General features: G+C 65.8%; 24 protein-coding genes. 12 read left to right on the top strand and 12 right to left on the bottom strand.

The features are described from left to right. Positions 1-249: 249 nt before the first annotated feature. From ACOJTD_RS13835 to ACOJTD_RS13825, 3 genes are all read left to right on the top strand, one after another. A complete protein-coding gene (locus tag ACOJTD_RS13835; RefSeq protein ID WP_420133478.1) occupies positions 250-1,752 on the top strand; it encodes a leucyl aminopeptidase in 1,503 nt (500 codons plus the stop codon). 10 nt (positions 1,753-1,762) lie between these two features. Beyond that, positions 1,763-2,215 (top strand): DNA polymerase III subunit chi, encoded by a 453-nt coding sequence (locus ACOJTD_RS13830; RefSeq protein ID WP_420133477.1) that lies wholly within the window; start codon positions 1,763-1,765, stop codon positions 2,213-2,215. Positions 2,216-2,336: 121 nt separating this feature from the next. Continuing rightward, a complete protein-coding gene (locus tag ACOJTD_RS13825; protein ID WP_420133476.1) occupies positions 2,337-2,837 on the top strand; it encodes a hypothetical protein in 501 nt (166 codons plus the stop codon). Positions 2,838-2,845: 8 nt separating this feature from the next. Here the strand turns inward: ACOJTD_RS13825 and ACOJTD_RS13820 are convergent, their stop codons facing one another. Further along, complete coding sequence (locus ACOJTD_RS13820; RefSeq protein WP_420133475.1) at positions 2,846-3,880, bottom strand: helix-turn-helix domain-containing protein; 1,035 nt, start codon at positions 3,878-3,880, stop codon at positions 2,846-2,848. Positions 3,881-4,048: 168 nt separating this feature from the next. Between ACOJTD_RS13820 and ACOJTD_RS13815 the strand changes: the two genes are divergently transcribed. The 7 genes from ACOJTD_RS13815 (at position 4,049) to ggt (ending at position 14,236) form a co-directional block, all read left to right on the top strand. Continuing rightward, positions 4,049-5,248, top strand: a complete 1,200-nt coding sequence (locus tag ACOJTD_RS13815; RefSeq protein ID WP_420133474.1) for a serine hydrolase domain-containing protein — start codon at positions 4,049-4,051, stop codon at positions 5,246-5,248. 27 nt (positions 5,249-5,275) lie between these two features. Continuing rightward, entirely contained in the window at positions 5,276-6,865 is a 1,590-nt protein-coding gene (locus ACOJTD_RS13810) for an ABC transporter substrate-binding protein (protein WP_420133473.1), read from the top strand. A 1-nt stretch (position 6,866) separates the two neighbouring features. After that, positions 6,867-7,817 carry an ABC transporter permease gene (locus ACOJTD_RS13805; protein ID WP_420133472.1) on the top strand — a complete coding sequence of 317 codons (951 nt, stop codon included), beginning with the start codon at positions 6,867-6,869 and terminating at the stop codon, positions 7,815-7,817. After that, on the top strand, positions 7,814-8,701 hold the full coding sequence (locus ACOJTD_RS13800; protein WP_420133471.1) for an ABC transporter permease: 888 nt from the start codon (positions 7,814-7,816) through the stop codon (positions 8,699-8,701). Before ACOJTD_RS13805 ends, ACOJTD_RS13800 begins: the two co-directional genes overlap by 4 nt. Further along, positions 8,698-10,323 carry an ABC transporter ATP-binding protein gene (locus ACOJTD_RS13795; RefSeq protein WP_420133470.1) on the top strand — a complete coding sequence of 542 codons (1,626 nt, stop codon included), beginning with the start codon at positions 8,698-8,700 and terminating at the stop codon, positions 10,321-10,323. The genes ACOJTD_RS13800 and ACOJTD_RS13795 overlap by 4 nt, the downstream gene beginning before the upstream one ends. A gap of 42 nt (positions 10,324-10,365) precedes the next feature. Then, positions 10,366-12,375: a primary-amine oxidase gene (locus tag ACOJTD_RS13790; RefSeq protein ID WP_420133495.1), complete on the top strand. Its 2,010-nt coding sequence runs from the start codon at positions 10,366-10,368 to the stop codon at positions 12,373-12,375. Positions 12,376-12,658: 283 nt separating this feature from the next. Beyond that, positions 12,659-14,236 carry a gamma-glutamyltransferase gene (ggt, locus tag ACOJTD_RS13785; protein ID WP_420133469.1) on the top strand — a complete coding sequence of 526 codons (1,578 nt, stop codon included), beginning with the start codon at positions 12,659-12,661 and terminating at the stop codon, positions 14,234-14,236. A gap of 82 nt (positions 14,237-14,318) precedes the next feature. Here ggt and ACOJTD_RS13780 read toward each other — a convergent pair whose 3' ends face one another. The 4 genes from ACOJTD_RS13780 to ACOJTD_RS13765 form a co-directional block, all read right to left on the bottom strand. Further along, on the bottom strand, positions 14,319-15,155 hold the full coding sequence (locus ACOJTD_RS13780) for a sensor histidine kinase (RefSeq protein WP_420133468.1): 837 nt from the start codon (positions 15,153-15,155) through the stop codon (positions 14,319-14,321). After that, positions 15,148-16,134 carry a porphobilinogen synthase gene (gene hemB / locus ACOJTD_RS13775; protein ID WP_420133467.1) on the bottom strand — a complete coding sequence of 329 codons (987 nt, stop codon included), beginning with the start codon at positions 16,132-16,134 and terminating at the stop codon, positions 15,148-15,150. The genes ACOJTD_RS13780 and hemB overlap by 8 nt, the downstream gene beginning before the upstream one ends. Before the next feature lies 1 nt (position 16,135). Continuing rightward, the gene (locus tag ACOJTD_RS13770; protein WP_420133466.1) at positions 16,136-16,981 is read right to left on the bottom strand and encodes a 3-keto-5-aminohexanoate cleavage protein; all 846 of its coding nucleotides are present in this window, start codon (positions 16,979-16,981) and stop codon (positions 16,136-16,138) included. A gap of 174 nt (positions 16,982-17,155) precedes the next feature. Next, entirely contained in the window at positions 17,156-17,923 is a 768-nt protein-coding gene (locus ACOJTD_RS13765) for an AraC family transcriptional regulator (RefSeq protein WP_420133465.1), read from the bottom strand. A 336-nt stretch (positions 17,924-18,259) separates the two neighbouring features. On the opposite strand from ACOJTD_RS13765, the gene ACOJTD_RS13760 reads away from it, so the two are divergent. Beyond that, on the top strand, positions 18,260-18,721 hold the full coding sequence (locus ACOJTD_RS13760; protein WP_420133494.1) for a metallophosphoesterase family protein: 462 nt from the start codon (positions 18,260-18,262) through the stop codon (positions 18,719-18,721). A 43-nt stretch (positions 18,722-18,764) separates the two neighbouring features. Here ACOJTD_RS13760 and ACOJTD_RS13755 read toward each other — a convergent pair whose 3' ends face one another. Both ACOJTD_RS13755 and ACOJTD_RS13750 read right to left on the bottom strand, forming a co-directional pair. Beyond that, positions 18,765-19,307 (bottom strand): 2'-5' RNA ligase family protein, encoded by a 543-nt coding sequence (locus tag ACOJTD_RS13755; RefSeq protein WP_420133464.1) that lies wholly within the window; start codon positions 19,305-19,307, stop codon positions 18,765-18,767. Positions 19,308-19,420: 113 nt separating this feature from the next. Further along, a complete protein-coding gene (locus tag ACOJTD_RS13750; RefSeq protein ID WP_420133463.1) occupies positions 19,421-19,711 on the bottom strand; it encodes a hypothetical protein in 291 nt (96 codons plus the stop codon). 172 nt (positions 19,712-19,883) lie between these two features. On the opposite strand from ACOJTD_RS13750, the gene ACOJTD_RS13745 reads away from it, so the two are divergent. Then, on the top strand, positions 19,884-20,231 hold the full coding sequence (locus ACOJTD_RS13745) for a 5-carboxymethyl-2-hydroxymuconate Delta-isomerase (RefSeq protein ID WP_420133462.1): 348 nt from the start codon (positions 19,884-19,886) through the stop codon (positions 20,229-20,231). Between the two features lie 15 nt (positions 20,232-20,246). On the opposite strand, the gene ACOJTD_RS13740 is transcribed toward ACOJTD_RS13745, so the two are convergent. The 5 genes from ACOJTD_RS13740 to ACOJTD_RS13720 all read right to left on the bottom strand — a co-directional run bounded on the left by ACOJTD_RS13740 (position 20,247) and on the right by ACOJTD_RS13720 (position 25,662). Next, positions 20,247-20,906: an oxidoreductase gene (locus ACOJTD_RS13740; RefSeq protein WP_420133461.1), complete on the bottom strand. Its 660-nt coding sequence runs from the start codon at positions 20,904-20,906 to the stop codon at positions 20,247-20,249. A gap of 183 nt (positions 20,907-21,089) precedes the next feature. Then, on the bottom strand, positions 21,090-22,172 hold the full coding sequence (locus ACOJTD_RS13735; RefSeq protein ID WP_420133460.1) for a hypothetical protein: 1,083 nt from the start codon (positions 22,170-22,172) through the stop codon (positions 21,090-21,092). Positions 22,173-22,461: 289 nt separating this feature from the next. Continuing rightward, the gene (locus ACOJTD_RS13730; protein WP_420133459.1) at positions 22,462-23,751 is read right to left on the bottom strand and encodes a DUF892 family protein; all 1,290 of its coding nucleotides are present in this window, start codon (positions 23,749-23,751) and stop codon (positions 22,462-22,464) included. An 828-nt stretch (positions 23,752-24,579) separates the two neighbouring features. Continuing rightward, positions 24,580-25,005, bottom strand: coding sequence for a DOPA 4,5-dioxygenase family protein (locus ACOJTD_RS13725; protein WP_420133458.1), 426 nt, complete (start codon positions 25,003-25,005; stop codon positions 24,580-24,582). 111 nt (positions 25,006-25,116) lie between these two features. Beyond that, on the bottom strand, positions 25,117-25,662 hold the full coding sequence (locus tag ACOJTD_RS13720) for a GNAT family N-acetyltransferase (RefSeq protein ID WP_420133457.1): 546 nt from the start codon (positions 25,660-25,662) through the stop codon (positions 25,117-25,119). Between the last annotated feature and the right edge of the window lie 279 nt (positions 25,663-25,941).

Below are 25,941 nucleotides of genomic sequence, written 5' to 3'. Positions count from 1 at the left end.
TGTACCCCCGAGGCCACGGTTTTGGCGCCTGATGCGGTGTCATTGCACCGGATTGAGGTGTTGGCGGGGCTTGCCGGTCCTGGTCGACGCCGGCGGTTCGAGAGGAGAATCGCCGGATTGTTATTCGCAGACACACGAAGCTGATGAAGATGTCGGCTTGACTTGGAGGCGTGGGGCTCCAAAACAACAAATCGCACCAGCGCCTGCCGTATCCATCACGGCCTGCTCGCCTTTTTTGGAGGAATGCTCATGTCCGACGCCGTCAAGGTCGGCTTCGTCCCGTTTTCTGCTGCCGTCCGCGGCACGCTGGTCGTGTTCTGCGACGACGCGTTGAAGTTCGGATCGGCGACCAGCAAAGCGCTGGGCATCGCGGCCGCCACGGTGAAGCGGGCTGCGGCGGCGAGCCAGTTCAAGGGCAAGTCGGGCTCGGCCCTGGATATCCTGGCTCCGGAAGGGCTGAAGGTCGGCCGGCTGATCGTGGTCGGCGCCGGCAAGGCGACCGATCTGAAGGACTTCGACGTTCTCAAGCTGGGCGGCACGATTGCCGGCAAGATCGGCGGCGGGGACACCGCCGTTTCGGTAATCGCCGAACTGCCGGCGGCCGCAATGGCGCCGGAGCAGGCCGCCGCGATCGCTTCGGGCATCCGCCTGCGCGCCTACAAGTTCGACCGCTACAAGACCAAGAAGAAGGATGACGAGCAGGGCCCGGTCGACACCACCGTGTCGATCGCGGTTGCGGACGTTGCCGCGGCTAAGAAGGCCTTTACCCCCGAGAGCCACGTGGTCGATGGTGTCATCCTCGCCCGCGAACTGGTCAACGAGCCGCCGAACGTCTTGTATCCGGACGAGTTCGCCAAGCGCGCCGCTCAGCTCAAGAAGCTCGGCGTCGAAGTGCAGATCCTCGACGTCGCGGCGATGACCCGGCTGAAGATGGGCGCGCTGCTCGGCGTGTCGCAGGGCTCGGAGCATGACGGCCGCACCGTGATCATGCGGTGGAACGGCGGCAAGAAGGGCGAGCAGCCGATCGCCTTCGTCGGCAAGGGCGTCTGCTTCGACACCGGCGGCATCTCGATCAAGCCGTCGGCCAGCATGGAAGACATGAAGGGCGATATGGGCGGCGCGGCCTGTGTGGTCGGCCTGATGCATGCGCTCGCGGCCCGCAAGGCGAAGGTCAACGTGATCGGCGCGATCGGCCTGGTCGAGAACATGCCGGACGGCAACGCGCAGCGGCCGGGCGACATCGTGACCTCGATGTCCGGGCAGACCATCGAGATCATCAACACCGACGCGGAAGGCCGGCTCGTGCTCGCCGATGTGCTCTGGTACGTCGCGCAGAAGCACAAGCCGAAATTCATGGTCGATCTCGCGACGCTGACCGGCGCCATCATGGTGGCGCTCGGCACCGACCACGCCGGCCTGTTCTCCAACAACGACGAACTGGCGCAGCGGCTGACCGAGGTCGGCCTCTCGACCGGCGAGAAGGTGTGGCGGATGCCGCTCGGCCCGGAATACGACAAGCAGATCGATTCCCAGTTCGCCGACATGAAGAACACCGGCTCGCGCAACGGCGGTTCGATCACTGCGGCGCAGTTCCTGCAGCGTTTCGTGGACGGAACGCCCTGGGCGCATCTCGATATCGCCGGAACCGCGATGGGTGCGCCGAAGACCGACATCAACCGGAGCTGGGGCTCGGGATACGGCGTGCGGCTGCTGAACACGCTCGTGGCGGAGTACTACGAAGCCAAGAAGTAGTCCGGATGCGATGACCGAGGTGCTGTTCTATCATCTGCAGGGACGGACGATCGAGCAGGTGCTGCCGCCATTGCTCGAAAAGTCGCTGGCGCGCGGATGGCGCGTCGTCGTGCAGGCGGGCTCGGAGGAGCGCGCCGACACGCTCGACGCGCATCTGTGGACGTATCGGGACGATTCGTTTCTTCCCCATGCGACCTGGCGTGTCGCCGATGCGGCGCAGCAGCCGATCGTTCTGACCGCTGAGGACAGCAACCCGAACGCCGCGGCGGTACGGTTTCTGCTCGACAATGCCGCGCTGCCGGCCGATGCCGAGAGCTACGACCGCATGGTGCTGCTGTTCGACGGCGATGACGACGATGCCGTCGCGATGGCGCGGGATGCCTGGAAGCAGTGCAAGGCTCGCGGCTTCGATGTGACCTATTGGCAGGCCGATGCCGAGGGGCGGTGGCAGCGGCGCCAATAGGGCAGCGGGGTCGTTAACGATAGGCTGGTGCTTTCCGGGCGCTGCGAGGTGCCGGTCACGGTGGTGCCGTAAAGCGATGTTTGGACGAATGCTGATGCAGCGGGATGGGATCAAATCAATCGTGCAACACAAGCTTTCCTGCCGCCCAGTGATGCTCTCGCTGGTGCTGGCGGCGCCGCTGCTCGCGGGCTGTTCAAACGCGTCGGACTATTTCTCGCGTGACGCCGAGTGGTTCTCGCGGCCCGGCCGCGTGTTCATCAAGAACATCTCGATCGAAACGCCGCCGCTGACGCCGGACAAGCCGGTGACGCCGGAGGATCTGATCAGCGCCGATGGAGCATGCCCGGGCATGCCGCAGCCCGGCGCCGAAGCCGACGCAGCCGCCGCCCGTAGCGGTACGGTGGCGCTCAATCACACCGAGTGCGACGTCGCCCGCGGTATCGGCACCCCGGACAATGTCAGCCTCTCGACCAATCCGCGGGGCGACCGCGTCGCGGTGCTGACCTATTCGAAGGGACCCCGCGCCGGCATCTACACCTTCACGGCCGGCCGGCTGACCTCGATCGATCGGGGGCAGGAGCCCGTCGCGCAGCCGAAGGCGAAGTCCAAGCGCCGCCACTAGGAACGGCTCTACGCGGCGCGGGCGCGCCGCAGAGTTTCCGACGGCAGTTCGCAGAAGTGCCGCTTGTAGTCGAGCGAGAACTGGCTGAAGTGCCAGAAGCCGTGCGTCGCCGCGACGTCATAGACGCCGGTCTGCGGATCGCGGCAGTGCTTGAGATCGCGCCGCACGCGGTTGAGCCGAACCGCACGCGCGTAGTTGACCGGCGTGGTCCCGAGCACATGCTGAAAGCAGTAGTTGAGCTTTCGCCGGCTGACGCCGACATGTTTGCAGACATCGAGGATCGACACCGCTTCGTCGCCGGTGGTGAGCATCAGTTCGCAAGCGCGGTCGACGGTGCGCTTGCGTGCCGCAGCGCTGCGCACCTCGTCACAGGTCCGCGCGGTCGGCAGCATGTCGGTGATCTCGATCAGGATGGCGTCCTCGAGTGCCTGGGAGACGGCCGGTTCGTCGAACGCTGCTGGAGAGGCCGCAATGGTGTCGCAAACGGCCGTGAGCAAGTCCCGTAGCCGCTGCAGTGCGGCAGATTCCATCTCGACCGCGCGTATCTGATGCCAGGCATCGTGGGGCAGGGTGATGCCGAGCGTATCGGCGAGTCCCTCGACCAGCTTGGCGCTGGTGACGATGCCGCGAAACTCGAACTGCTCCGGCGTGCACATGTCGACCTCGGCGTCGAAACAGGCGATCACGCGGGCCGGCGTGATACTCACGCCGTTAAAACTGACCTCGCCATTCGTGTGCCAGGGCAGGCCGATTCCAAACCGGTCGACCCCGAGCTGACCGTACTGCCGAACTTGCCGGCTGGTATTCTCGCGAAAAACTTCAACGCTCGGCAGCGACAGCAGGGCGAAGCTGCCGCGAAATGCGCCGGCGCTGATCTGATCATAAGCAAGTCGCCAGGCGCCGAGACTGGCGCAGTGCTCGTCCACATCGGCGCTGCTGGCCTGCAGAACCCGCGCAAACGGGTGTTGTTCGGTGTTGCACGACAGGCCGGCCGAGGTCTCGGCGGCCGAGACGGGATGTGTCAGAGCTTCGGTGCTTTGCATCTGTCGCTCTCAAAGCAAACTTCACGCCAAGCTTGGACCGCTGCTTCGTGTCTCCCACGAGATTTGCCGATTTTCGATAACACCCGCTTTCCCGGTGGGCTCAGATACCTCTCGCGCGCTGCAGCCGTCTCTGAACGGTATCAGAAAACGCGGCGCCGGGAGTCAACGATGCGACCGAGCCAACTCATGCGCGGCAGTCCAGCTGCCCCGCAGGCGCAGGTAACCCGCGCCAATTGGAGAACTTTCCCAGCCATCCGGTGGGGCTTCACCCACGCGCGGGAGATTCTGCCGACCGCGGCCATCCGCCGTGCCGAGCAGCCGTCACCGTTGCCGATGGCGCCGCGCGAACTGGCAAGCCTCGGCTTCGTGGCTCCCGATGGCACTCCAACATCTGTCGCCGCGACGCTGCAGGACACGTTCGCTGATGCATTGCTGGTGATGCACCGCGGCACGCTCGTGCACGAGTGGTACGGCGACGGCATGACCGCGACGACGCCGCATCTGATCTGCTCGGTCACCAAGTCGATCACCGGCGCACTCGGCGGCATCCTCGTCGAGCGCGGGCTGATCGATCCGGATGCGCTGGTCGTGAGCTATCTGCCAGAGCTGAAAGGCTCCGCTTATGATGGTGGCTGCACGGTGCGCCATCTGCTCGACATGACGGTCGGCATCGCCTTCGAAGAGGACTACGAGGATCCCGCCGGCGACGTCGCGCGCTATCGTTATGCGTCGGGCTGGGACCTGCCGCCGCCGGGCGTCGAGGTCACCGATCAGCGCAGCATGCTCGCGAAGATGCGTGCCAGCGGCAAGCCGCACGGCAAAGTATTTCACTACGTGTCGCCGAACACCGACGCGCTAGGCTGGCTTTATGAGCGTGCCTGCGGCGCGTCCTACTCGAAGATACTGTCTGAATACCTGTGGCAGCCGATGGGCGCCGCTGAGGATGCGTCGATGACGCTCGACGCGCTCGGTGCCTCACGTAGCGCCGGTGGCATCTCCGCCACCGCGCGCGATCTGGCGCGGTTCGGCGAGATGATCCGCTGCCGCGGCAATGTCGGAGGCCGTCAGGTCGTGCCCGGCTGGTGGATCGACGACATCCACGCCAACGGAGACTCCCAGGCCTGGGCCGACGGCGACCTCGCCGAGATATTCCCCGGGGGCCGCTACCGCAGCAAGTGGTACACGATCGACCCGGCGCGCGGCGATCTCGCCGCGATCGGCATCCACGGCCAGTGGATCTACGTCGACGTCCAGACCGACACCGTCATCGTCAAGCTCGCGACCCAGCCGAAGGCGATGGACATCCCGCTCGACCATCGCTGGCTCGCCGCTTACCGCGCGATCGCCGCGCATGTCGCCGCGTCCTAATCGACCGATCTTCACCAGGAGCCCTCCATGCTGACGACCTTGAATCGCCGCACGATCCTGAAAGCCGGGGCCGCGTCGCTCGCGGCTGGCATGCTGCCGAACATCGCGCGCGGTGCTTCGTCCAAGACCATCCGCGCCGTGATGCACGCGCCGCTGCGCGCGACCGATCCGGTGATCAACACCGCGTGGACCGGGCGTAATCACGGCCTCAACATCTACGACACGCTGTTCGCGATGGATTCGAAGTTTCAGATCCGTCCGCAGATGGTCGATAGCCACGAAGTGTCTTCCGACGGCCTGACCTACACCTTCGTGCTGCGCCCCGACCTGGCGTTTCACGACGGCGCGCCGGTGACCTCGGCCGACGTCATTCCGTCGCTGCAGCGCTGGGGCAAGCGCGACACGATGGGCGGTCGGATGATGGGCTATGTGGCCGAGTTCAAGCCGGTCGATCAGCGCACTTTCCAGATCGTGCTGAAATCGCCTTATGGTCAGGTGCTGCAGACGCTGGCGAAGCCGGCGAGCATCTTTCCGTTCATCATGCCGGCGCGGCTCGCGCAGCAGCCACCGGAGCAGCCGGTCACCGAGTTCATCGGTTCGGGGCCGTTCCGCTTCCTGCCGTCCGAGTTCCAGCCCGGAAGCCGCGCCGCTTACGAACGCAATCCGAACTACGTGCCGCGCGCCGAAGCGCCGGATGGGCTCGCCGGCGGCAAGGTCGTGAAGATCGACCGCTACGAGTGGATCAGCATGCCGGACATGCAGACCGCCGCCAACGCGCTGTCGAACGGCGAGATCGATTTCCTCGAGGCGCCGCCGCACGATCTGCTGCCGCAGCTGGCTCAGGACAAGAAGCTCGTGGTGGCCGACTACAATCCGCTCGGCTTCATGTCGGTGGTGCGGATGAATTGGCTGACCGAGCCGTTCAACCGCCCGGAAATCCGGCAGGCGCTGATGTATGCCAGCGATCAGGTCGACTGGCTGGAAGCCCAGGTCGGCAATCCCGATTACTACCAGCCGAGCGCCGCGATGTTCGGGCCGAATACCCCGTTCGCCTCGGAGACCGGCTGGAACGGTAAGCCCGATCTCGCGCGGGCCAAGGATCTGCTCAAGAAGGGCGGCTACAACGGCGCGCCGGTGGTGATGATGCAGGGCACCGACTCGCCGATGCTCTACGGCTCGTCGACCGTGACGGCGCAGAAGTTGCGCGCGCTCGGCATGAACGTCCAGGTTCTGACGATGGATTGGGGATCGATCCTGGCGCGGCGCGCCAAGACCGAGGCGGCAGCCCAGGGCGGCTGGTCGATCTATCACTACGTGACGACAACCTCGGACCTAATGAATCCGCTCACCAACACGCTGATCGATACTCGCGGCAAGGCGAGCGGCATTCCCGGCTGGCCGGAGGACGCCGAGGTCGAGGCGCTGCGTGCGAAGTTTGCGATGGAACCGAGTGCCGACGCGCAAAAGTCGGTCGCCGACGCGATCCAGGCACGCGCTTACGAGGTCGTGACTCACATTCCGGGCGGCCTGATCAAGCAGCCAGTGTGCCATTCCAAGGCACTCAGCGGCATCGTCGCGGCTCCGGCGCCGTTGTTCTGGAACGTCGAGAAGGTGTGACGTGCAGGTCCTGCTGCTCATCGGGCGGCGTATCGCCGCGACCGTGCCGGTGCTGATCGCGGTCGCGCTGATCGCCTTCGTGCTGCTGCGCATCAGTTCGGGCGATCCGGTTGCGCAACTCGCAGGTGACAACGCGACACCGGAAGCGATCGCCGCGATCCGGGCGCGGCTCGGCCTCGATCAACCGCTGATCATGCAGTTCCTGCATTGGGGCTGGCGGGTGTTGCACGGCGATCTCGGCACCTCGATCGTGTCGGGCACGCCGGTGCTGCGGCTGATCGGTCAGCACACCGCGCCGACGATCGCGGTGTCGCTGCTGACCATGCTGGTGTCGGTGGTGATCGGCGTGCCGCTCGGGGTCTATGCGGCCTGGCGCCGTGGCGGGATCGTCGATCAGCTCACCTCGGTGATGACTACCGCGGGCTTCGCGGTCCCGACCTTCGCTGTCGGCTATGTGTGGATCTATCTCCTGTCGATGCAGGCAGGCCTGTTTCCGGTCCAGGGCTACGCGCCGTTGGCGGGCGGGATCGGCCGCTTCCTGTGGCATCTGACGCTGCCGGTGCTGACGCTGAGTTTCGTCTATGTGGCGCTGATCGCGCGGGTGTCTCGGACCAGCCTGCTCGAGGTGATGTCCGACGATTACGTGCGCACCGCGCGGGCCAAGGGGCTTCCCGAGCGGACGGTGATCTTTCGGCACGCGCTGCGCAACGCGGCGGTGCCGATCGTCTCGATCATCGGCATCGGCGTCGCGCTGCTGATCGGCGGCGTGGTCATCACCGAGAGTATCTTCAATCTGCCCGGTCTCGGCCGGCTCACCGTGGATTCGGTGATGGCCCGCGATTACCCAGTGATCCAGGCCGTCATCATCGTGTTCGGCGGCGTCTACGTGCTCATCAATCTGGTGATCGACCTCAGCTACGCTGCCTTCGACCCGAGGATTTCGCTGTCATGAGCGTGATGGTTGCCGCATCGCCCGACGCCGCGCCCAAGCGAACGCGATCGCTGCCGCGCATCTTCCGCAGCAAGGCGGTGCTGTTCGGCTCGATCGTGCTCGGCGCGCTGATCCTGATCGCGATCTTCGCCAGCGCGCTCGGCGTGGTCGATCCGGCCGCCGTGCAGCCACGCTTGCGGCTGAAGCCGCCGAGCGCCGCTGCATGGCTCGGCACCGACCATCTCGGCCGCGACGTTTACAGCCGGCTGATCTACGGCAGTCGCGTGTCACTGCTGGTCGGCGGCGTGGTGGCTCTGCTTGCGGTGGTGTTCGGCGCGCTGCTGGGGCTGGTCTCGGGGGCTGTGCGCTGGGTTGACGGGCTGCTGATGCGCGCGATGGACGGCGTCATGGCCATTCCAGCGATCCTTTTCGCGGTGGCGATGATTGGCGCGCTCGGGGCGGATCTGGTGACGATCTGCATCGCGATCGCCATCCCTGAAATTCCGCGGGTGGCGCGTCTGGTGCGCAGCGTGGTGCTGACCGTCCGCGAGGAGCCTTACATCGAGGCGGCGGTCAGCATGGGCACGCGGACGCCGACCTTGATCGCACGGCACATGGTGCCAAACGTGCTGGCACCGCTGATCGCGCAAGCGACCTACATCGCATCCTCGGCGATCCTGATCGAAGCGTCGCTGTCGTTTCTCGGCATCGGCATGCCCGATGAGATTCCGAGCTGGGGCAACATGATGGCGAATGCGCGCCTGGTGTTTCAGGTCAAGCCGATGCTGATGCTGTTGCCGGGGCTTTGCATCGTACTCACGGTGTTCGCCATCAACCGGATCGGAGACGGTCTACGCGATCTGCTCGATCCGCGCTTGGCCAAGTCGGTAGGGCGCCTGAAATGACCGAGCCGGTTCTCACGATCAAAGGACTTGTCGTCGGCCGTCGTGACGATCCGTCGGGCGATCCGATCGTGCGCGGCCTCGATCTGACAATCGGCGCCGGCGAGATCGCCTGCATCGTCGGCGAGTCCGGCTCGGGCAAATCGGTGACGTCGTTCAGCGTGATGGGGCTGTTGCCGGATGCGCTGACAGCGCGGGCGGGATCGATCCGGCTGCTCGGCGAGGAGTTGCTCGGGGCCGATCCGGAGCGCCTGCGGAAGCTGCGTGGCAGCCGGATGGCGATGATCTTCCAGGAGCCGATGACCGCGCTCAACCCGGTGATGACGATCCGCGCGCAGCTCGCCGAGGTGATCGAATTTCACGGTGAGACGCCGATGTCGCGCAGCGCGCTGGACGCGCTGATCCTGGCGACGCTCGACGACATGCTGGTGCGCGATCCCAAGCGGGTGATGAACGCCTATCCGCATCAGCTCTCGGGCGGACAGCGTCAGCGCGTCATGATCGCGATGGCGTTGCTGCTGTCGCCGTCGCTGCTGATCGCCGACGAGCCGACGACGGCGCTCGACGTTACCACGCAGAAGCAGATCCTCGGCCTGATCAAGTCGCTGGTGGAGCGTCGTAACATCGGCGTGCTGTTCATCACTCACGATTTCGGCGTGGTTGCGGACATCGCCGATCAGGTCGTGGTGATGCAGCGCGGCGAGGTGGTCGAGAGTGGCCCGGCCGCCAAGGTGCTGCAGTCACCGGAGAAAGCTTACACGCGGTTGCTGATCGACTCCGTGCCGAAGGGCCGCGCATCGACGAACGCGCCGCCCGAAGCCGCAGCCCCTGTGCTCGATGCCCGCGACGTGCAGATGGTGTATGGCCGGCGCTCGCTGTTCGGCGCCACAACGACCACGCATGCGCTGAAAGGCGCGAGCTTCACCCTGAACCAGGGGGAGATCCTCGGCGTCGTCGGCGAATCCGGTTCGGGCAAATCGACGCTGGCGCGCTGCGTGGCGCGGCTGGCGACGCCGACGTCCGGGCAGATCCTGCTGATGGGCCGCGACATCTCGAAGGCCGGGCAGGAAGAGTTGCGGCTACAGCGCCGCTACATCCAGGTCGTATTCCAGGACCCGTATCGCTCGCTCAATCCGCGGCTGCCGGTCGGCCGCTCGCTGATCGAGGGCGCCGTCAATTTCGGTGTGCCGGCCGAAGTCGCGCGCGACAAGGTGAGGTCGCTGCTCGAGCTCGTCGGCATGGACGCCGATATCTTCGACCGGCTGCCGCATGAATTCTCTGGCGGACAGCGTCAGCGCATCTGCATCGCGCGGGCGCTGGTCAGCGAGCCGCAGATCCTGATCGCCGACGAGTCGGTGTCGGCGCTCGACGTCACCGTGCAGGCGCAGGTGCTGAAGCTGTTCGCGGATCTGCGCGCGCGGCTCGGATTGGCGATGCTGTTCATCACCCACGACCTGCGCGTCGCGGCGGAACTGTGCGATCGCATCATGGTGATGCGTCATGGTGAGATCGTCGAGACCGGTCCGACCGCCGAGATCATGCATCACCCGCAGCACGACTACACGCGCGCATTGTTCGCGGCCGCTCCCGGCCAGGAACGGTTCCGTGCGCTTGCCACAGTCTGAATGTAACACGACCGGATCAGGATGGAGCCGACCATGTCCCAGATGATGTCTGAAGCTACCGAGCGACAGCCCGAGCCCGCGGCGAAGGCATCCGTGCCTCATCCGCTGGATCCGCTCAACGAGGCCGAGATCGCAGCCGCCTGCGATGTCGTCCGTGCCGCCGCGCCGTGGCCGGCGCATTGCCGTTTTCCGACCGTGCGGCTGGAAGAACCGCTGAAAGCCGAACTGCGCGACTACGAAGCCGGCGCCGCACTGCCGCGCCGCGCTTTCGTGCTGACGCTGGACATCTCGAACGGCGAGGCGGCGGAGCATATCGTCGATATCGCGTCGTCGACCATCCTGTCACGCAGGGTGGTACCGACCAGCACGCCCCCTTACGGCCAACCGCCGGTGATGATCGAGGAGTTCTACAAGACCGAAGCGGTGGTGAAGGCCGATCCCGGCTGGCTTGCCGCCATGAGGCGCCGTGGCCTGAGCGATGCGGAAATCGAGCTCGTGCAGGTCGATCCGTTTTCCTCCGGCTTCTTCGACAAGGAGTTCGAGCGCGGCGCCCGCATCGTCCGCGCCACCAGCTTTTTCCGCGAGCACCCACAGGACAATGCGTATGCGCATCCGATCGAGGGCGTCGTCGCGGTGGTCGACCTGATCGCCGGCAAGGTGGTCGATCTGCTGGATGAGGATCCGATCGTGCCGATCCCGCGCAAGAAGCGGAACTACGGCGCGCACGAGATCACCAACCCGCGCACTGACATCAAGCCGCTGCATATCGAGCAGCCCGAAGGCGCCAGCTTCAAGGTCGATGGCTGGAACGTCGAATGGCAGAAATGGAATTTTCGCGTCGGCTTCACGCCGCGCGAAGGGCTCGTGCTGCACCAGCTCGGCTATCAGGACGGCGAGCGGAAGCGGGCGATGATCCACCGCGCCAGCGTCACCGAGATGGTGGTGCCGTACGCCGATCCCAATCCCAATCATTTCTGGAAGTCCGCATTCGACGCTGGCGAGTACGGCCTTGGCATGCTCGCCAATGCGCTCGAACTCGGCTGCGACTGCCTCGGCCACATCCATTATTTCGACGTGCCGGCGGCCGACGACAAGGGTACGCCCTTCGTGATGAAGAACGCGATCTGCATGCACGAGGAAGATTACGGCATTCTCTGGAAGCACTACGAATTCCGCAACGGCCTGTTTGAAGTCCGGCGCTCGCGGCGTTTGGTGATCAGTTTCTTCGCAACGGTGGGCAATTATGACTACGGGTTCTATTGGTACCTGTATCAGGACGGCACCATTCAGCTCGAGGCCAAGCTCACCGGCATCATCCAGACCACGGCGGTGCAGCCGGGGGAGCGTTACAAATGGGGCGGAATGGTCGACGACAATCTCGGCGGCCCGACCCACCAGCATTTCTTCAACGTGCGGATGCATATGGACCTCGATGGCGGCGGCAACACCGTCACCGAGCACGAATTTGTGCCGAAGCCGTTCGGCCCCGACAATCCCTATGGCAACGTGTTCGACACCACCACGCGGGTGATGACCAGGGAGAGCGAAGGCACGGCGATCGCCAACGGCGAGACTGGCCGGTTCTGGAAGATCAGCAACCCGAATGTGAAGAACTCGGTAGGCAACGCGCCGTCCTACAAGCTTGTGGTGACTCCGAGCCCGCTGATGCTGGCGCAGGAGGAGAGCTACGTCCGCAAGCGCGGCGGCTTCGCCACCAAGCACGTCTGGGTCACCGCCTTCGATCCCGCCGAGAAGTACGCCAGCGGCGACTATCCGAACGTCCACGCCGGCGGCGACGGCCTGCCGCGCTACGTCAAGCAGGACCGGCCGATCGAGAATGCAGACATCGTGGTGTGGCACAGCTTCGGCCACACGCACATCTGCAAGCCGGAAGACTTTCCGGTGATGCCGGTCGAGTATGCCGGCTTCACGTTGAAGCCGGTCGGCTTCTTCGCCGCCAACGCGGCCAGCGACATCGCACCGGAACGCAATGCGCGCAGCGTGCTGCATGGTGAGGCGACCGGCGGCGGCTCCTGCTGCCACGCCGGCTGATCCTCAATGTGCTGTCTGATCGCGCTGCTGTTCGGCGCCTCGCAGCTCTTGCTGCGTGGCGCTGGCTGCGCAGCAGATCGCGGCTGTCGCCATCATGACGCGACCGTCGCCGTCTTGCGGACGCCGATGGCGATCGGCGCGGGCCTGATACTCGGTGCAGTTGCGGCGGTGGCATTGATTGCCATAGCTCCGGCGTCTGCCCTGCAGGATTGGCATGGCCCGATTTGCCGCGCACTGCTTCCGGCGCTATCAGCGGCGAACTGAATCCAACAAGGAACGAAGAATGCGCGATTTTCACAAGACCGGCCGTTCGCTCGCGGTGTCGCAGAACGGCATGGCGGCGACGTCGCATCCGCGCGCGACGCTGGCGGCGGTCGATATCCTGCGCCGGGGCGGTAATGCGATCGACGCCGCGATCGCCGCGGTCGCGCTGCAGGGCGTGGTCGAGCCGCAGATGACCGGGATCGGCGGAGATTGTTTTGCGATGGTCGCGTTGGGCGGCGGCCGCCCGATCGCGCTGAACGGCTCCGGCCGTACGCCCGTCGGCACCGACGCGGAGAAGTATGCGGCCGGCGACGCGCGCGACATTCCGCCGACATCACCCGAGGCCGTCACCATCCCGGGAGCGATCGATGCCTGGTGCACGTTGATCGAGCGTCACGGCAGCCTGTCGCTGGAAGATGTGCTGGCGCCGGCGATCGAGGCCGCGGAGCAGGGCTTCTGCGTCACGCCGCGCGTGGCCTCGGACTGGCGCCGGTTTCGCGCGCGGCTCGAGATCGATCCGAATGCGGCCGAGCAGTTTCTGCCGGGAGGCAAGGTGCCGGAGATCGGCGATGTGCGGTCGCAGCCGCGGCTCGGTGCGACGCTCCGCAAGATCGCACGGGAAGGCCGCGCCGGCTTCTACGAGGGCGAGGTTGCCGAGGAGATGGTCGCGGTGCTGCGCAAGCTCGGCGGCACGCACACCGTCGAGGATTTCGCCGCGCATCGCTGCGAGCACGTGACGCCGATCTCGGCGAATTATCGCGGCTACACTGTGATGGAATGTCCGCCGAACGGGCAGGGGCTGGCCGCGCTGATGATCCTGCGGGTGCTCGAAGGCTTCGACGTCGGCAAGCTGAGCGAGGCCGACCGAATTCATCTGCTCGCTGAGGCGACCAAGGCCGCTTATGCGACTCGCGATGCATATTTCTGCGATCCGGCGATTAGCCCGCTGGAGCCCGCGCGCTTCTTGTCTGACTCGGTGATCGGCAAGATCCGGCAGGCGATCACGATGGAGCGCGCCGGTGAGGCGCAGCCGTGGTTCGACACCGAACATCGCGACACGGTCTATGTGACCGTCGTCGATCGCGATCTCAACGCGGTGTCGCTGATCAATTCGATCTTCTATCCGTTCGGCAGCGGCATCTATGCGCCGAACTCCGGCGTGCTGCTGCACAACCGCGGCTGGAGCTTCCGCGCCAAGCCGGGGCATCCGAACTCGCTCGCGCCGGGCAAGCGCCCGATGCACACGATCATTCCCGGCATGCTGATGCAGGGCGATCAGGCGGTGATGCCGTTCGGCGTGATGGGCGGCCACTATCAGGCGGCGGGCCACGCCAACTTCATCTCGAACGTGCTCGACCTCGGCCTCGACATCCAGGACGCCTCGGAGCGCCCACGCAGTTTCTGCTTCGACGGCGCTCTGGCGCTGGAGACCACGATCGGTCAGGACATCCACGACGAGATGCAGCGTCGTGGGCACACGACGCGCTGGACCGAGGAAGCCATCGGCGGCTGCCAGGCGATCCGCATCGATCGCGAGCGGGGCGTGCTTCTCGGCGCGTCCGATCACCGCAAGGATGGCCTGGCGCTCGGCTATTGATCGGCACATCCTGGGAGCTCGCCGCAAGGCGAGCTTCGAACGATGCGGCCGCGGGAAGTTCGTGCTGCGAGACTCGCTGCACTCAATCGAGGCAGCGCGGGAGGACGAGGGTGAAGGTCGAGCCTTCGCCCTCGACCGATCGGACCGTGACCGGATGGCGAAGGAGGCGGGCGGTCTCGCGCACGATGTAGAGGCCGAGCCCGAGGCCGGAGGTCTCGCCGGCCCTGTCGCAGCGCTGGAAGGCATCGAAGATCCGGCCGAGATCGGCCTCCGGGATGCCGCAGCCGGCGTCGGTGATATCGATCGCAGCGCTGCGCCCGTCGATCCTGCAGCGAACCCGGACGCAGGCGCCGCGCGGCGAGAATTTCACGGCGTTGCCGACGAGGTTGCGCAGGATGGTCTGCAGCATCGGTTCGTTGGATCGGACTGCGATGGCGGGTTTCTCGATGAGAAGCTGCACGCCAGTGGCGCGGGCGTATTCGGTCCAGTCGCCGTCGACTTTGTCGAGGACCTGTTCCAGATCGACGGCCTCTTCGGGCGTCTGGGTGCTGGACCGATACTGCGATGCGCAGGCCAGCTCGCTGAGTTCGAGATCGAGCCGGCCCAGTGCTTTCATCGCGACCGACAGCCGCTGGGCGGCCGCCGACGCGAGATCCTCCTGCAGGGCGCGTTCGATATACAGCATCGCGATCTGGAGTGGTTGCTTCAGGTCATGCCCGAGCACGGCCATCAGGCGCGCGATTTCACGACTGGCCGGATCGATGACGGAGACGTCGGACGGTCGGCCGCTCGGCTGCGAGAAAGACATATCGGCACCCCTGTCGATATTGATGTTGATGCAGCATCGCAGCGAACGGGGGGGCGGCGTAACTATACTCAAGGGTGTAGGGGCTCCGACCGCACTGTATCGGTCAGGCACCCGGACTGGCGAGCCAGCGCGCGACGTCGTGGGCGAAGTAGCTGACGATGAGGTCGGCGCCGGCGCGCTTGAATGCTCCCAGCGTTTCCAGCACCGTCTGACGCTCGTCGATCGCGCCGGCCTGCGCGGCGAATTTGATCATCGCGTATTCGCCACCGACCTGATAGGTCGCCAGAGGCAGCAGCGACGTCTCGCGGATGCCTGCCAGCACGTCGAGATAGGGCAGGCCGGGCTTGACCATCAGGATGTCCGCGCCCTCGGCCTCGTCCAGCCGTGCTTCGAGCAGCGCCCCGCGCCGGTTCAATGGGTCGAGCTGATAGCCGGCGCGGTTGCCTTTCAGGCCGCAATCGGCGGCAGCGCGGAATGGGCCGTAGAGCGCGGAGGTGAACTTCGACGCATAGGCCATGATGGCGACGTTGCAGAAGCCCGCCGCGTCGAGGCTGGCGCGGATGGCTTGGACCTGACCGTCCATCATCCCCGAAGGAGCGACGATGTCGGCCCCGGCCTGGGCCGCCACCACGGCCTGTTTGCCGAGGTTGGTCAGCGTCGCGTCATTGGCGACCTCTCCGTTTTCGACGACGCCGCAGTGGCCGTGGTCGGTGTACTCACAGAAGCACAGGTCGGGAATGACGATCATCTCCGGCGCGGCCTGCCTGGCGGTCCGCACCATACGGGCGACCAGGCCGTCCGGATTCCATGTATCGCTGCCCGCCGCATCTTTGTGGTGGGAAATCCCGAACAGCATCACCGCCTTCAGGCCATCGCGCGCCAGCGTGCGGATGTGCTCGGCGAGCTGTCGTTCGGGAAGCCGGACGAGCCCGGGCATCGTTGGAATGGCGCGGGGCTCGTCGAGGCCTTCGTCGATGAACAGCGGGTGGATCAGGTCGTCGGTCGAAATCCGGGTTTCGCGAACGAGGTCGCGGAGTGTTTCGGTTCGGCGGAGCCGACGCAAGCGTAGCGCCGGAAAACTTGCAGACACTTCAGGCCTCCTGGAAGGTTCTGGCAGGGGCGATGTGCAGCATCGCCCGTGCCTCGGCGGACGACGCCACCGGGCGGCCGACGTCCTGCGCGTAGCGCACGATGCGTTCGACCAATTGGGCGTTGCTCTTGGCCAGTTCGCCGTAGCGATAATAGACGTTGTCTTCGAAGCCGGTACGGACATGGCCGCCGAGCAGCATGGTGTGCAGATTGATCGGCAACTGGGCTCTCCCGATCGCCAGAGCCGACCAGTGACTTCCGGGTGGGATGCTTTCGACGAGATGCAGCAGGCTCTTGCAGGTCGCCGGCGCACCGCCGGGAATGCCCAGCGCAAAGTTGTAGCTCAGCGGCGCGGTGAGATGACCGCTGTTCACTAGTGCGAGCGCCTCACCGATGATGCCGCAGTGATAGACCTCGACCTCGGGCCTCACGCCGTACTTCTGCAAGTCGTTGGCCAATTCTCTGGCCAGCGCCGGCGGATTGATGAACGGCTTGCTGCCATGATTGAGCGAGCCGCAATTGAATGATGCGATGTCCGGCCGCAGCTTGAGGTGATTCCAGGCGAGGCGTTTTTCCTTGCCTGGCGGCAGGTTGAGGCCCGAGGTGCTGAGATTGATCAGGATGTTGCACCTGGCGCGGATGCGCGCCACGATCTCCTCGAACACCGCTTCATCGTAGCTCGGCGCGCCATCGCGACCGCGGGCATGGATGTGCGCGATCGACGCGCCGGCGTTCCAGCAGTCGTAGACAGCGTTGGCGATTTCCTCCGGCGTGTAGGGGATGTTCGGATTCTTGTCGCGGTCGGTGATCCCGCCGTTGACGGCAGCCGTTATGATCAACTTGTCCACAGCCAAACTCCCGCATTGGTGTTGGCCCTAGGCTATTGGCTGCGCGCCGGCATTTCTTCTTGCGATCAGACAACTTCTGCGCTGAACCGGACAATCCGAGCGCCTGCGCAGATGTAAGGCAATGAGTTACCTGCGAGCGCTTGCTCGGGTCCCGGGGCTGACACTGCCGATCGGCTATCTTCGAAAGTACCGGCTCGGATTGCGTCCGGTCAGGCGGCTGAACATCGCCGTGAATGCGCCCGGTGTTTCGTAGCCGAGGTCGGCGGCCACGACGATTACGGGCTCTCCGGCGGCAAGCCGGGGGACGGCCGCCAGAACACGCGCCTGCTGCCGCCAGGTGCGGAATGACACACCCAATTCCGATCGGAACAGGCGCGCCAGCGTGCGGGTCGATGCTCCGACGACGCGGCTCCATTCCTCCAGGCTGAGGTCGTTGCTGGTATCGGCCAGGATCGCCTCGCAGATGCGGGCCAGTCGCCAGTCGACAATGTCGGGCATGTGCAATGGCGCCTCGGACGTCGCGCGCAGTTCGTCCAGCAGGAGCGGCACCATGTGGGTGCCGTGGCCGTGGATGTCGCAATGCTCCGGGCGCGTGGTGACCCGCAGGATCAATTCGCGGAGAAGGCCCGAGACCGGCACCGAGAGAGGCTCGTCGGCAAAGCGGGCCGGGCAAGTGTCCGGACGAATGTAGAGCGTGTGCAGCGCGACCGTGCCGCGGGCCCGCATGCGGTGTTCGACGCCCGGCGGCATCCATACGGCCCGTTGCGGCGGCACGAGCCACAGCTTGTCGTTCGCAGTAATCTCCATCACGCCGGTGGTGGCAAAGATCAGTTGCCCGTGCGCGTGGGAATGCATCGGAAGCGCGTGCTTGTCCGGGTATTCTCTGCGCAGGGTCGTGACCGGATTTCGCAGATCCCGCTGATGATTGGCATCCTTGATCATCGACGCCCCCATGCCATCTCCAGCTCTTGAACTAACGGGGAGACGACGCGCGATCAAGCCGGAGCACCTCTAAGGAAGACGGGGCAGATACGAGAAATCCGCATGTGCTGCGGATGAAGTGGAGAACTGAAAAATCGGGGCAACTCTCTTAGCGCCGTTGTCCTGACGTGCTCACCCGCAGGGCGAGCTGCGAAGGATGGGAACACCGGGACTGAGTGTGCGGCGCCTCGCCGGCGGCCACAAAAGCCGCAGAAAAATCGACGTGAAGCGATCTATTCCTTGCCCTTCGCAGTGCCCTCGCGCGGCACGTGCGGACGCGCTACAAGCTGTCCTGCCATGACTCTGATCGGTCTCATCTCTGATACGCACGGTCTGCTGCGGCCCGAGGCGGTGCGCCGGCTTGCCGGTGTCGATGCCATCGTGCATGCCGGCGATATCGGCGATCCCGCCATCATCTACGCGCTGCGCCAAATGGCGCCGGTGACGGCCATCCGCGGCAATATTGATCGCGCCGTCTGGGCGAATGCGTTTGCCGAGACCGAGCGGCTGCATATCGCGGGCCGGACGCTCTACGTGCTGCACGACCTCAAGTCGCTGTCGCTCGATCCCGCGGCCGACAACATCGATGTCGTCATCAGCGGCCATTCCCACGTGCCGAAAATCGAGACCAGAAACGGCGTGCTGTTCGTCAATCCCGGCAGCGCTGGCAGGCGGCGTTTCAAGTTGCCGATTACGCTGGCGAAGCTGGAGATCGCGGGCGGCGGGATGCGGGCGGAGATCCACGAGCTGGCGGCTTAGATGCGCACCACCGCTGCGCCGGCACGGAGTCGCGGTACTCGGACTAGGACGTCTCCGTAGCAAACGGCAGCCTAGCGTCGAGCCGCCACGGGCCTCCAAGATAGTTCCACAGCAGCAGACCGGTCGCGGCGCCGTGGCGCGGGGTGAAGTCGGCGGCCATCGCCTCGTGGAGGGCACGTGCGGTGTCCGGTGCGACCTTGTTCTGGATAGTGACGTGCGGCTGCCAGCGTTGCGCGTCCTGCCGCGTCACTGCGCCGCCGAGCGCCGTGACGATCTCCGCACGCAGCCGCGCGAGGCCCGGCGCTTCGACTGCGATGGCCACGCCGCGGCCGAGGAAGCGGACCCCGACGAAGCTCAATACGAGCGGCTCGGCCGGTCGCGAGAGCGTGCGGACTCGCTGCGCCTGGGCGGGCGTTAACGTGTGAAACAGCGTCAGATGCGCCGGCAGCCAGTTGCGCTCCAGCGGAAAGTGTTCCCGCCGCAGCCCATCGAGCCAGGCAAAGCTGTCAGGGTCGAACTCTGCTGTGAGGATGAAGCTGGGATCCGTCATACGGCAGTGTAACGCCGCGGCGGAGATTTCGGTCAATCTTGGCGCGCCGCCCGGATGCGACGCAGCGCAATGGGGGCCACCGTTTGCACGCTTTCAACATGCCGGAGGTGGCAGTGTTAGATCCGGGCTTTGCAGGGCCCGTGGACGCGCTAACCAGCGTGCGGCACGCGCTGTGCGAGCGTGCCGAGAATGCCGGCGAGACCAACCACGGCCGCGATGTAGTTCAGCTTCGACCCCGTGAAACTGGCAAGCGCCGCGCCGCGCACCAATCGGACTGCGTAATACAGCGGCACGTGGACCAGATAGAAAAACACGAGCGGGCCGATCAGGATCCCGAGTCCTTCGCCCCAATTGCCGTCGCTCGCCATTCGAGCGGCGAGCGGTGCGTTGAGCAGAAACGACAGGGTGAGGAGGACGCCGACACAAATAAGCTGATGCATGAACGGAGCGATCGCCTTGCTGATGGCGCTGCTCCCGCAGCGGCGCCTGCGGCCGGGTTATATTGCCGGAGGTGGCAGCAACATGGCGAGCAGACCAGTCGCGCCCCGGCCTTGACCGCGGCCGCGTGAACGCCAAAGAAGACCGGCGACACAAGCGAACGGAGCAGAGGCAATGCCGCATCTCGTGATGGACTATTCGGCCGATCATCTCGGCCGCGACCGGGTCGGGCGGCTGATCGAGCAGCTCGCCGCCACGGCCGCGGCGACCGGGGTGATGAACGCCGCCGACATCAAGGTGCGCGCCCGCAGCTTCGACGACTATCTGGTCGCGGGCAAGCGCGACAGCTTCGTGCATCTCGCCGTCTTCATGCTGGCAGGCCGCACGACCGAGCAGAAGGTCGCGCTCAGCATCGCGCTGCGCCAGTCCATGGTGGAGCATTGCCCCGACATCACCAGCCTCAGTGTCGATATCCGAGACATGGACCCGGACGCCTACAAGAAGCGGTTGAAGCAGGCTTAGCGCGCCGATCGCGCGTCAGCGGCGAAGCAGCGCCATCATCTCGCGCCAATGATGGATCTGCGCGCCCGTCGCATCGCTGCGCGCCGCAGCGATCATCGAGCGTGCGACGTCGCCGCCGTCGATGCCGCGAAAGCGATCGGCTGCACCCAGCAGGAGCGGGTTCAGGATGCGCGCCAAGACGATGAATAGCCGCTCCAGTGGTCGGTGCTCGGCGCGTTCTCCCATGATCATTGATGGGCGGAAGATGGCGGTGTGCGGAAAGCCAAGCGCCAGCACGTCGCGCTCGGTCTCGCCCTTGGTGCGAAGATAGAACGAGCGCGCCTTGGCATCGGCGCCGACCGAAGACACCAGGAACACCGCACGCGCGCCGTTCTGCCGTGCGACGCGCGCGGCCTCGACCGGATAGTCGTGGTCAATCCGGTAGTAAGCGGCTTCATCCGGCGTCTGCTTTCGCGTGGTGCCGATCGCGATGAAGGCGTCATCGGCTACCAGCTGCGGGGCTAGCGCAGGCAGGCGATCGAGATCGCCGATCAGCACGGTCAGCTTGGGATCGCTCAATGCCAGCGGCCGGCGCACCACGGCGATCACGCGTGTATAGTCAGCGCTGTTCAGTAGCCCGCGCAGCAGCTGCGCGCCGATGAAGCCGGTGGCGCCGAACACGAGCGCGGTTGTCATGACGAGGTGCCGAGGGTTGCGAACATGCCCGGCAGGATTGCATGGGGAAGGGACGAGAGCAACGCGGCAGCGACACCCGTGCCGCAGGGTGGGCAAAGCGAAGCGTGCCCACGCGCTCCGTGTCCAAAGGCCGCGCGACATGGACACGACGCTGCGTGCCTTTGCCCACCCGAGGTTCGGCCGTCAGCGATCGAGCCTCCGGAAGCCAATCACGCCGGCGTCGGCGTCGAACAGGTAGTCGAAGGCGTTGAGGGCGTGGACGCTGGTGTTGACGAAGGTCGGGCGGTTGGCGCCGCCGACCAGCACGATGCGCTCGGGCGCGGCGGCGTTCGTAGTGTCGCCGGCGGCGAAGCCGTAGCCGGGCACATGATCCGCCGCAGCGTCGCCGAACGTGATCGATAGCCGCGTGCCGGGCGCCAGCGTCTTGCCGCGTTCGCCATCCTGGATGCGGCCTGTCTCGCGGTCCGGCGGCAGCGTCAGATACATCACCGAGACGCCCGTATCGATCAGCGCGGTGCCGCAGGCGGGGGCGGCGTCGTCGACCTTGATACACGCCGGCAGCGGCCCCCAATCGCTGCCGTCGGCCGCGCGCTGCAACTGCACGAAGTGATAGGTGCCGCGGGTGTTGGCGGCGGTCAGACCGACATGGACGCCCGCGCGCGTCACCACATAGCCGCGCGTCAGGCGGCCCGGCTCCGACGAGGTGCCCATCCCGGGCAGATTGAGGAACGGGTTCTTGTCCGGCGTGCTCTGGCTCTGGTGATCGCCCTCGCGCGCGAAGCCGATGCCCAGCATGGCGACATGGCGGGGCGCGTCGCTCGGCTCGCAATTGCGCGGATGCGGGACGCAGTCGATCCGCTCCACCGCGAGCACCGCGATCGGCCGGGTGGTGATGCTCTGGTCGTTGCTGCCGCCGATGGTGACCCGTGTTTCGACCCAGCGGCCGCGCATGATCCGGCCGGAGCTCGAATAGGTCAGCGTGCCGGGGCCGATCTGGCGCAGGCTGTCGATATTGGGAATGCTCGAGGCCGCGACCACGATGCCGGTCGAGCCAGTGTCCATCACCGCACGCACCGGCTCTCCGCCGAAACTCATCAGCAGCGTCGGCGGCGCGCCGCGCGGCTCGCCGGTCTCGCTGTCGTTGAAATAGCGCAGGTAAGTGCCGCCTTCGTGGGCTTCGTAGCGCTGGGCGAGGGCGGGCTGGGCCAGACAAGCCAGCGCCAGAGCGAGACTGCAGCTGGAGAAGGTTTTCGCGGCGTCCGTCAAATCGATCACTCCCTCGCTGCAACCATGCATCTATCATTTGATAGCTGTGCTGTTGAACGAGAGCTTACAAGCCGGAGCTTACGATATCCTCGGTGGCGCTCGAACAATTCGAACGAATTGATGAGCTGGCTTGCTTCGGTGAGGAAGGCAGAAGGGTGGCCCGCATCAGCGAAGCGACATGCGGGAATGTCTCGCGCCTCAGAGCCCCGCGTATCGCTGCGCTCACGCGGGCTACCGGCTACGGCTCACATCACAAAGCCGGCGCGCGCGGCGCCGGCTTTGCTCGGCCTCAAGCGTCTTCGTCGAGCTCGCTCTGCTCGATCGCCGCCGGCATCTTGGCGACCGACATCAGCGTGCGGGCGACCTGGTTGAGCAGCTGGTCGGCGTTCTGCTCTTCGGCCAGCGAGGTGGTGAGCAGCGCCACGATCGCGGAGTGGCGCAGCTGCTGCGCGAGGTTCTTCGCCGTGGTGTAGGCGGAGATCTCGTAATGCTCGACGCGCTGCGCGGCGCCGATCAGGCCGAGATCGGCGGCGGCATCGGATTTGGATTCGCCCTCGGCCATCACCTCCTGACCTTCCTCGACCAGGCCCATCATGCCTTTGCACGGCTTGGCGCGCGCCGGCGCGCCGAGCAGCGACAGGCTTTCGGTGAGGCGTTCGACCTGCTGTTCGGTCTCCTGCAGATGCAGCTCGAACAATTCGCGCAAGCGGTCGAACCGCGCCGCCTTGATCATCTTCGGCAGGGCTTTCAGCACCTGCTTCTCGGCGTGCAGGATGTCGCGCAGCTCATCGACCAAGAGCTCGTTCATCTCCTCGTCGCCGGGCGGCGGCGCGCTTTCGGCGATGATCGGCGTCGCGGCGTCGTCGCCGGCCGCTTGCTGCAGGGCAGGCGACGAGACGTACTCCCAATCGCCGCCCTCGTTCCATGGGCCGCGCGTGTCGATCTCGCCTTCGTCGCCGGCGCCGGTGGAGTCGTTGAAGTACTGATCGACCAGCCCCGGCGTCGGCGCGATCGCGCCGATCGAGAACGCCGGCTTCTTCATGCTCTCGAGCGCCGCGGCGAACGCCTTCATGTGGGTGATTTCGCGCGTCATCAGAAACTGCAGCGCGTCCTTGGTGCCGGAATCGTCGCAGAAATTGATCAGCCGCTCGTAGACGATTTTGGCGCGCGCTTCGGCCGCGATGTTGCTGCGCAGATCGACGTCGAGCTCGCCGGTGATCTTCAGATAGTCCGCGGTCCAGGGATTGCCCTGCGAGTTGAACAGATTGACGCCGCCGCCGCCGGCGATCGCGATCAACGGATCGGCTTCGGCGGCCTGGCGGTCGAACTTCGACGGCTTCAGATGCATCCGCGCCAGACAGCCGACCACTTCGAGATGGCTGAGCTCCTCGGTGCCGATATCCATCAGCAGGTCCTTGCGATCCGGGTCTTCGCAGTTCAGTCCCTGAATCGAATACTGCATCGCGGCCGCGAGTTCGCCATTGGCGCCGCCGAACTGCTCGAGGAGCATGTTGCCGAAGCGGACGTCGGGCTCGTCGACCCGAACGGTGAACATCAGTTTCTTCACGTGGTGATACATGTCGGACTTTCTGTGTCGGACTGATGGAAAGAAGAAGCCGGGCACAACCGTTGGTTTCGGTGCGGGTTCCTAAGCGACCAAATTTGCTCAGCTGGGCTGCAAGGCGGCCCACATCAAATGAGCCAATCGCCGGCGGCCACGGCGGATCGCTCTCGCGGCTCGATCGAGCCCGAGGTCTGCGCCCGTCGCTTCGCGGCGAGGGGCGGGGGCGCGCCGATTGGCGCAAAGGGTGGTGCTGATCGCGATGGCTGCGAACCATCGCGCGACGCCTCACGGCGCGCCCACCAGCGGCGCTCTTTTGGCCGAAGGACCGTTCTTCCGGGACACGGCGAGCTTGCGGGCTTTCCCCGGCCTCGACCGTACCCGTCCAGCCTCTAAAGCGGCGGCCGCTCGTAGTAGCGGCGGACGGTGACCCTCGGCCTCCCGGACGCGCGGGTGCGAACCGCAACGCGCAGGACGCCGCGTCCATCCGATGTCGCCGACAATCCGGCGACGTCGGACATCGTGCCGGACCGGTTTCCCCGGCCCGTCGATCTGTCCCGCTTGACGACGCCTCGCGAAGCGCCCCTCACGGACAGGACGATGCGGATTATAAGCCTAATAGGAATGTTGTCAAGAGGCGTGTGGGGCGCACCTGGAGCTCGGGTATCGGTGCGCTCGCCCCGCTACGCCGTCCACAATGGTCGTCATGCCCGGCCTTGTGCCGGTCATCCACACCTTGCGGACTGAAATGCGGAAAAGCCGTGGATGGCCGGGACGAGCCCGGCCATGACGGATGTTGTGGAGCACATCCTCCCGGGTATCGCTCCGCTCACCCGGGCCACGCGACTACGGCGCCAGATGCGGCGTCGTATTCACCGTCGGCGCGGCCTCGGCCGTCGTTTCGGCCGGCAGCTTGTCGTCATGGATCGCCAGCGCGCGGCCGATCCAGAACGGATCGGCGACATGATCCCGCTTCGGATTGGTCGTGTTGGGATGCACCAGAATGCTCAGGCCGCCGTGATTGAGCATCAGCCACGGCACCAGGCTCGCGAATACCTCCTTGGCGAACGCGATCTGGATCATCGCGCCGTCATGCGGCCCGACCCCGACGTCGTGCCAGCGCCCGACCTGCACCGCAAACCGCTCGCCGATCCACCGCACCAACCGCTCCGCCACCGCCCGCGTCGCCGCCGGGTCGTAATAGATATGCGCATGATAGCTGGCGATCTCGCCGAGCGGGCGAGGGCCGTCGGCAACGGTGGTGTCGGTCATCGGTGGCGTCCTTGTGGCCCGACATGCGGGGAAGCAGCAAGGTGCCGCATCAGTGCGGCGAGATCCAGGACGGCGTTTCAGTGACACCACAGACCGCCGCTCTCGCTCCGTTCACCCGGGTATCGCCAGCTTCTCGAATTTGAAGAAGCCGCCATGGGGCGGACCGCCATGCGGTGGGCCGCCGTCGCCGTCCGGCCGGTGCGGGTCCGGATGACGGTCGCTGTAGTATTCGGCGATCTTGAAGCCGCATTTGTTGACGTAGAAGTGGATGTTGCGCCGCTCGAAATACGGCGTGTGGGTCTGCCAGACGCGGGTCTGCGGATAGCGCCGCTCGATCGCCCGCCATGCCGCGAGCCCAAGGCCGCGGCCATGCGCGCCGACCGCGATGAAGAAGAAGTCGAGCGAATTGTACTGCGTGACGGGATCGATCGTCACCACCGCGCCGCCGACCCGCGTGCCGCCCGCGACGACGTGATACACCACCGCGCCCGGCGCCGCGAGCGAACGCCGCACGTCGTCGTCCGACGGGATCGGCCCGTCCGACAGAGCGCCGAACTCTTCGATGACCGCAACGGCGAACGCCTCCTGCAACTGCCGGCCGAACTCCGGCCAGTCGCGCTCGGCCGCCAATTCGAGTGTCACGCCCTGGTCGTCCAATATTTGCTCCTGTCGCTGCCCCACCGGCGCCGCGCAACGCGCATCGCCGCCGGGGGCCGCTGCCATCGGCGGCGATGGTGGCGCCGATAAGGCGCGCGGGGTGCGACAAAGTGGGCGGGCGGAGTCCGAAGCATATGGCGCTGGATCATACGAACGCTTGGTCTTGTCAGATCCGGCTCACTGCAAAGGTGGCAAGTTCGCATCGCTGAGGTGATCTATCGCGCGGGCCTGCTCGGTAAGCTGCTCGATCTCGTTCATATCGATGTTGCCGTGACGAAT

The sequence above is a fragment of the Rhodopseudomonas sp. genome, assembly GCF_048594845.1.
Taxonomy (GTDB): Bacteria; Pseudomonadota; Alphaproteobacteria; order Rhizobiales; family Xanthobacteraceae; genus Rhodopseudomonas.
Note: the sequence above shows the minus strand (reverse complement) of the source record. Positions and strands in the feature narration are given on the sequence as shown.

Excerpts from the sequence above, each read along its gene's own strand:
- ACOJTD_RS13835 (WP_420133478.1), top strand. The coding sequence starts at position 250 with ATGTCCGACGCCGTCAAGGTCGGCTTCGTCCCGTTTTCTGCTGCCGTC.
- ACOJTD_RS13830 (WP_420133477.1), top strand. The coding sequence starts at position 1,763 with ATGACCGAGGTGCTGTTCTATCATCTGCAGGGACGGACGATCGAGCAG.
- ACOJTD_RS13820 (WP_420133475.1), bottom strand. The coding sequence starts at position 3,880 with ATGCAAAGCACCGAAGCTCTGACACATCCCGTCTCGGCCGCCGAGACC.
- ACOJTD_RS13815 (WP_420133474.1), top strand. The coding sequence starts at position 4,049 with ATGCGACCGAGCCAACTCATGCGCGGCAGTCCAGCTGCCCCGCAGGCG.
- ACOJTD_RS13810 (WP_420133473.1), top strand. The coding sequence starts at position 5,276 with ATGCTGACGACCTTGAATCGCCGCACGATCCTGAAAGCCGGGGCCGCG.
- ACOJTD_RS13800 (WP_420133471.1), top strand. The coding sequence starts at position 7,814 with ATGAGCGTGATGGTTGCCGCATCGCCCGACGCCGCGCCCAAGCGAACG.
- ACOJTD_RS13795 (WP_420133470.1), top strand. The coding sequence starts at position 8,698 with ATGACCGAGCCGGTTCTCACGATCAAAGGACTTGTCGTCGGCCGTCGT.
- ACOJTD_RS13790 (WP_420133495.1), top strand. The coding sequence starts at position 10,366 with ATGATGTCTGAAGCTACCGAGCGACAGCCCGAGCCCGCGGCGAAGGCA.
- ggt (WP_420133469.1), top strand. The coding sequence starts at position 12,659 with ATGCGCGATTTTCACAAGACCGGCCGTTCGCTCGCGGTGTCGCAGAAC.
- ACOJTD_RS13765 (WP_420133465.1), bottom strand. The coding sequence starts at position 17,923 with ATGATCAAGGATGCCAATCATCAGCGGGATCTGCGAAATCCGGTCACG.
- ACOJTD_RS13760 (WP_420133494.1), top strand. The coding sequence starts at position 18,260 with ATGACTCTGATCGGTCTCATCTCTGATACGCACGGTCTGCTGCGGCCC.
- ACOJTD_RS13750 (WP_420133463.1), bottom strand. The coding sequence starts at position 19,711 with ATGCATCAGCTTATTTGTGTCGGCGTCCTCCTCACCCTGTCGTTTCTG.
- ACOJTD_RS13745 (WP_420133462.1), top strand. The coding sequence starts at position 19,884 with ATGCCGCATCTCGTGATGGACTATTCGGCCGATCATCTCGGCCGCGAC.
- ACOJTD_RS13740 (WP_420133461.1), bottom strand. The coding sequence starts at position 20,906 with ATGACAACCGCGCTCGTGTTCGGCGCCACCGGCTTCATCGGCGCGCAG.
- ACOJTD_RS13730 (WP_420133459.1), bottom strand. The coding sequence starts at position 23,751 with ATGTATCACCACGTGAAGAAACTGATGTTCACCGTTCGGGTCGACGAG.
- ACOJTD_RS13725 (WP_420133458.1), bottom strand. The coding sequence starts at position 25,005 with ATGACCGACACCACCGTTGCCGACGGCCCTCGCCCGCTCGGCGAGATC.